This window comes from Dyella sp. (assembly GCF_035508675.1).
Classification (GTDB): domain Bacteria; phylum Pseudomonadota; class Gammaproteobacteria; order Xanthomonadales; family Rhodanobacteraceae; genus Dyella_B.
Genome location: NZ_DATJMN010000229.1, coordinates 1 through 5,864, shown reverse-complemented (window position 1 = coordinate 5,864; position 5,864 = coordinate 1). Strand labels below are relative to the sequence as shown.

4 protein-coding genes are annotated in these 5,864 nt (G+C 64.0%); 3 read left to right on the top strand and 1 reads right to left on the bottom strand.

Annotated features, from left to right (window positions below):
• Nucleotides 1–103 precede the first annotated feature (103 nt).
• Nucleotides 104–1,201, bottom strand: coding sequence for an XdhC family protein (locus tag VMA74_RS12220; RefSeq protein WP_325367300.1), 1,098 nt, complete (start codon nucleotides 1,199–1,201; stop codon nucleotides 104–106).
• 364 nt (nucleotides 1,202–1,565) lie between these two features.
• Here VMA74_RS12220 and VMA74_RS12215 point away from each other — a divergent pair, with 364 nt between their 5' ends.
• Genes VMA74_RS12215 through VMA74_RS12205 form a run of 3 tightly spaced genes read left to right on the top strand, consistent with a single transcriptional unit; the run spans nucleotide 1,566 to nucleotide 5,634 of the window.
• Nucleotides 1,566–2,069 carry a (2Fe-2S)-binding protein gene (locus VMA74_RS12215; RefSeq protein ID WP_325367298.1) on the top strand — a complete coding sequence of 168 codons (504 nt, stop codon included), beginning with the start codon at nucleotides 1,566–1,568 and terminating at the stop codon, nucleotides 2,067–2,069.
• Nucleotides 2,066–4,333: a xanthine dehydrogenase family protein molybdopterin-binding subunit gene (locus VMA74_RS12210; RefSeq protein ID WP_325367296.1), complete on the top strand. Its 2,268-nt coding sequence runs from the start codon at nucleotides 2,066–2,068 to the stop codon at nucleotides 4,331–4,333. The genes VMA74_RS12215 and VMA74_RS12210 overlap by 4 nt, the downstream gene beginning before the upstream one ends.
• Entirely contained in the window at nucleotides 4,330–5,634 is a 1,305-nt protein-coding gene (locus tag VMA74_RS12205; RefSeq protein ID WP_325367295.1) for a cytochrome c, read from the top strand. Before VMA74_RS12210 ends, VMA74_RS12205 begins: the two co-directional genes overlap by 4 nt.
• Nucleotides 5,635–5,864: the final 230 nt, after the last annotated feature.

The window sequence follows — 5,864 nt, the reverse complement described above, 5'->3', positions numbered from 1 at the left end:
CCGCGAAAGCGGGGATCCATCTGTCCTGGTGCATCCATTGAAAATGGCTTCCCGCTTTCGCGAAGATGACTGCCGCTGAGGCGGAGACGTGTTTCATGGCGGCCTACGATGGATGTATCGCCCCATCGTTGTCGCGCAAATGGCCACCATGGCGATGATTCACCACCGCCATGATCTCCGCCGCGACGGCCAATGCAATCTCCTCTGGCGTTTCCGAGCCGATGTCCAAGCCAGCCGGCGCATGTACGTGCAAACCATCAAGTGCAGGGCTGCTGCGCATGCGCGCCACGCGCTCGCGTGAACCCAGCGCACCGATATACGCCACCGGCGCGTTGCGCAAAGCACCAAGATAGGCGATGTCCTGTTCCAGGTTGTGCGTCATCACCACTACCGAACTGTGTGCATCCAGCGCCACGGCGTCGATCAGTCGCTGCGGTGTGGCGCAGACAGTGTGCAAGCCCGCCGGCAGATGCGCGGCACGCAGGCGGACAGGGTCGTCATCCACCAGCGTGGTATGCCACCCCAACGCGCTGGCCAAGGGCAACAAGGCGCGCGCCGCGGCGCTGCTGCCGATCACCACCAAGGCGTGCGGCGGCGCGATCGCTTCCACCAGCACCTCGGCCGTGCCGTGCGCAGCGGCAAAGCTCAAGATGCGTGCGCGCCGCGATGCGACATCCGGCGCCTGCGACATGATGGCGTGTACCAGCGCCGTGTCGTCGATGGCGTCGTAAGCCACGCCGCTTGCATGCCATACCAGCCTGCGCGGCAATACTGTTTTGCCATCGGCGGCAAACAGCGTGGCCATGTGCAGGGGACGCCGCTCGTCGAGGCAGCGCGAAAGCGCATCGATGAAATCGGTATCGTGGATCGCCCGCAGCGGTTCGATCAGCACTTCCAGTTCGCCGCCGCAACCCATTTCCATCAGTACGTCCAGCCCTGAGTCCGCGTTGTAGCCGACCAGCCGTGGTTCGCCGCTATCGATGACTTCCAGGGCGCGCGCCACGATATCGCGCTGTGGACAGCCCCCGGAAAGTTCGCACACCACCTGGCCATCGCCTAATACCAGCATGCGCGTGCCGGGACGGCGAAAGGTGGAGCCGCGTGTTCGCGTCAGCGTGGCAAGCGCCGCTTTCGGCGCAGCTTCGCGATGCAGATCGCGCAATGCTGCCATCAAGGTGGTCAGTTCGTAAGCCGAATTCATCTTCAGGATGCTCTGATTAATCCACCGCAGGCCGCAGCGACCCTGTGAGTCCGCATAGCTTCGGTCCGTCGTCTCGACAGACCACCAGTCTGTCTTCGCCAATGGCCCTGTGCTCTGCGAACGCACAGGGCCGCTGCGACCTACGCTGAATTAATCAGAGCATCCTTTACTGTCGACAAACAATAGGAGCAGAATCGATGACCGTGATGGTGTCACGGCTTTGCCGCTCACGCCATCCTGCATGGGGTTTGCGAGCACTTCATGGTTGGTATTGCGTCGTGTGCCATGAATGCGGGCGAGCTTTAGGCAAATGCCCGCAGTTTCAGACAATGCACGCGGTGCCTGACATGGTACGGAGGCTTACATGGTGTCCTTGTCCGTCAACGGTCAGTCGTATCCGGTCGACGTCCCCGATGACATGCCGCTGCTGTGGGTGTTGCGCGATGTCATCGGCCTGACCGGCACCAAGTTCGGTTGCGGTATCGCACAATGCGGTGCATGCACCGTGCATCTGGATGGCCAGGCGGTGCGCTCGTGCGTGCTGCCGGTAGGCGCCATCGGTGATCGCGCCATCACCACCATCGAGGCCGTCGGCAACACGCCGGCCGGGCAGAAGATCCAGCAGGCATGGCTGGACGTGGACGTGGTGCAATGCGGTTATTGCCAGTCCGGCCAGATCATGGCGGCGGCAGCGCTGTTGGCGCATACGCCCAATCCGTCCGACGCCGACATCGATGCGGCCATGTCCGGCAACCTTTGCCGCTGCGCCACCTATGTGCGCATTCGCGCGGCGATCAAGCAGGCCGCCACCGGCAAGCTGGAGATTCTGCAGACGATCGGCAGCGCGCCGGAAGGGGCTGCATCATGAACATCGAACCCGTCATGCCGGAGCAAGCCGAAGCCGTCGACCTGCAACGCCGGAAGGTGCTGAAATCCAGCGGTCTGGCGATCGCTTTCCTGTGGCTGGGCGGCACCGGCGCCGCCTCGGCGATGATCAGCGCGCGCCGCCAGCCGGGCGATACCGCCGCCGCGATGGCGGACGGCAATCCACCTTTCGCACCCAACGCCTTCATCCGCATCGACAGCGAAGGCCCGGTGCGCCTGGTGATGCCTAGCGCGGAAATGGGGCAGGGCATCTACACGGGTTGCTGCATGCTGCTGGCCGAAGAACTCGGTGTGGGCATGGACCAGATCAAGGTGGAGCATTCGCCGCCCAGCGACGAGCTGTACGGCATTCCCGCGCTGGGCGGGCAGATCACCGGCGGTTCCACCAGCACGCGCGCCACCTGGACGGTATTGCGCGAAGCCGGCGCGGTAGCGCGCAGCATGCTGCTGAGCGCGGCGGGAATACAGTGGCATGTCGACCCTGCCACCTGCACGGTGGAGCGCGGTGTGGTGCATCACCCGGCATCCGGGCGCAGCGCCACTTTCAATCAATTGGCCGTCACCGCGGGCAAGCTGCCGATGCCGGACAAGGTGCAGCTCACCGATCCCAAGGATTACAAGCTGATCGGCAAGCCAATCAGGCGCGTGGATGCCGCGGACAAAGTGAAAGGTGCTACGCAATTCGGCATCGACGTGCGCGTGCCGGGCATGAAGATCGCCACCGTCATGGCGTGTCCCACCTTCAACGGCAAGCTGGTTTCGGTCGACGACAAGGCCGCACGCAAAGTGCCGGGCGTGGTCGACGTCTTGCGCCTGGACAACGCCGTCGCCGTGGTGGGCGAGCATTTCTGGGCGGCCAGGCAAGGCTTGCAGGCGCTGGTGATCGAATGGAACCTCGGCGAGAACGCCAATCTCACCACGCAGCAATTGCAGGATGCCATCGCCGACACCGCGCGCACCGGCAAAGGCGTCGTGGCGCGCGATGATGGTGAGCGCCCGCAAGGCACGCTGGTGCAATCGGAATACCAGTCGCCGATGCTTGCGCACGCGACGATGGAACCGATGAATTGCACCGTGCACGTCACCCCCGATCAATGCGAGGTGTGGACGGGCACGCAGGTGGCCATGCGCGCCGCCCAGGAAGCGGCAAGGATCACCGGCCTGCCGATCGAGAAAATCGTGCTGCACAACCAGTATCTGGGCGGCGGCTTCGGGCGTCGCCTGGAAACCGACTGGGTCGAGCAGGCGGTGGCGTTCGCCAAGCAGGTGCCGTATCCGCTGAAAGTGGTGTGGACGCGCGAGGAAGACATTCGTCACGACCGCATGCGTCCGATGTATCACGACCTTATCTCGGCGGTGCTCGATGCCGATGGTCGTCCCGTCTGGTATGGCTACCGCACCAGCGGTGGCTCCGTGCTCGCGCGTTTCGCACCTGGCGCCATGGGCAAGAACGGCATGGATAGCGACGCCGTGGAATGCGTGGTGGAGCTGCCGTACGACATTCCCAAGGGGCACGTGGAATGGATACGCCACGACATGCCGCCGGGCATCGTTGTCGGCTGGTGGCGCGGCGTGGGTCCCACGCACAACCTGTTCGTGGTGGAAAGCTTCATGGACGAACTGGCGCAGCATGCCAAGAAGGACCCGCTCGAATACCGCCGCGCGCTGCTGCAGAAGAATGCGCGTGCGCTTGGCGTGTTGAATCTGGCCGCGGAGAAAATCGGCTGGAGCCAAGCCTTGCCGCCACGCGTCGGTCGCGGCATTGCGCTGGCGGAGCCGTTCGGCAGCCATGTCTGCGCCATCGTCGAAACCGAAGTCACCCCGCAGGGCGAAGTGCGCTTGCGCAAAGTCGTCGTGGCGGTCGACGTCGGCATTGCCGTCAATACCAGTTCCATCGAAGCGCAAGTGCAAGGCGGTGTGCTGTTCGGGCTCAGTGCAGCGTTGTACAGCGAACTCACGTTCAAGAACGGTGCGGTCGAGCAGGGCAACTTCAACGACTACCGCGTGCTGCGCATCAACGAAACGCCGGTGGTGGAAGTGCATCGCGTGGTCAACGCCGAACCGCCGGGCGGCCTGGGTGAAGTCGGCACCGCCATCGCGGCGCCTGCGCTCGCCAATGCCATCTTTGCAGCCACCGGCGTGCGTCTTTACAAGCTGCCGGTGGATCGCTCGCTGCTGGCGCAAAATCCTGATGCACTCAAATCCGTCGTATCAGTCGCCACGCAGGAGAGGAGGGACATCGCATGAGACGCTTGCTGCTCACGATCGTGATCCTGCTGCTGGTGGGTACGGGCGTGTATCTGTATTTGAACCGCTCCGATACGTCCGCCGGCACCTCGCCGGCGCTGGCCGGCGCGCCGACCACGGCCGCAGTGCTTGCGCGCGGTGAATACCTCACCAAGGCCGCCGACTGCGCCGCCTGCCATACCGTGCCGGGCTCCGGCAAAGCCTTTGCCGGCGGCGTGCCGTTCCGCCTGCCGTTCGGCACCCTGTACTCATCCAACATCACCGCGGATGAAACCGACGGCATCGGCAGTTGGAGCGACGACGAGTTCGTGCGTGCGCTGCACGACGGCATCGGCAAGCACGGCGAGCATCTGTATCCGGCGTTTCCGTATACCTCCTACACGCAGCTGAGCCGCGACGACGTGCTGGCGATCAAGGCTTATCTTTTCAGCCTGCCCAAGGTTGCACAGCCGAATCGCAAAAACGAGCTTTCCTTCCCGTACAACCAGCGCTGGACGCTTGGCTTCTGGAATGCTGCGTTTTTCAAGAGCCAGCGCTTCCAGCCGGATGCTTCGCAATCCCCGCAGTGGAACAGCGGTAAATACCTGGCCACTGCGCTGGGGCATTGCGCGGAATGCCACACGCCGCGCAACTTCGCCTTTGCGCTGGACCGCAAGCAGGATCTGTCCGGCGCGGTGCTGCAAGGCTGGCGCGCCTACAACATCACCGCCGATCCCGTGCATGGCATCGACGCGTGGAGCGATGGCGAGCTTGCCAGCTACCTCAGCACGGGACATGCCGACGGCCATGGCTCGGCCTCCGGCCCGATGGCCGAGGCGGTGGAAAACAGCCTGCGCTTCCTGCAGCCCGCCGATACCGGCGCATTGATCGCCTACCTGCGCAGCGTGCCGGCGCGCGCCGGCAAGGACCCGATTGCCGTCGATCCAAAACCTGCCCCTGCCTTGGCTTCCAGCGATTACGCGCCCGGCGGCGACGCGCACGCGGACACCCAGGGCTTGAAACTGTTCGAAGGCGCCTGCGCCAGTTGCCACCAGTGGAACGGCAAAGGCCAGCAGACGCCGTATGCGTCCTTGCTTGGTTCACGTGGCGTGAACGACGTGCGCGGCACCAATGTCACGCAGATCCTGCTGCATGGCTCCAGCCTGCACGGTGATGGTGCCAGCGTGTTCATGCCGAGCTTCGGCGATGCGTATTCGAATACGGAATTGGCGGCGCTCAGCAATTACGTGATCGGGCATTTCGGCAACAAGCAGGGCACGGTCACGCCGGACGACGTGGCGGAGCGACGCAAGCAGCTCTAGCTTGTGCCGGGCTCCGTAGGCTGGGATGCAATCCCAGCCTCGCCATGCCAATCCATGCTGGGATTTCATCCCAGGCTACGGCCATAACCGAGCCCGCCAGCCGCATCTTCACTTCGGCCTGCGATGCCTTGTTGGACCATGCTCCGCCTGTCTCATGGTGGATGCTTCCGGCAAGCGCGTATGCAACTCAGCGTCACTTCGGTACGGGACGGCTTGGTAGCGGAACAGGA

Coding starts and splice junctions, on each gene's coding strand:
- VMA74_RS12210 (WP_325367296.1), top strand. CDS start 2,066: ATGAACATCGAACCCGTCATGCCGGAGCAAGCCGAAGCCGTCGACCTG.
- VMA74_RS12220 (WP_325367300.1), bottom strand. CDS start 1,201: ATGAATTCGGCTTACGAACTGACCACCTTGATGGCAGCATTGCGCGAT.
- VMA74_RS12205 (WP_325367295.1), top strand. CDS start 4,330: ATGAGACGCTTGCTGCTCACGATCGTGATCCTGCTGCTGGTGGGTACG.
- VMA74_RS12215 (WP_325367298.1), top strand. CDS start 1,566: ATGGTGTCCTTGTCCGTCAACGGTCAGTCGTATCCGGTCGACGTCCCC.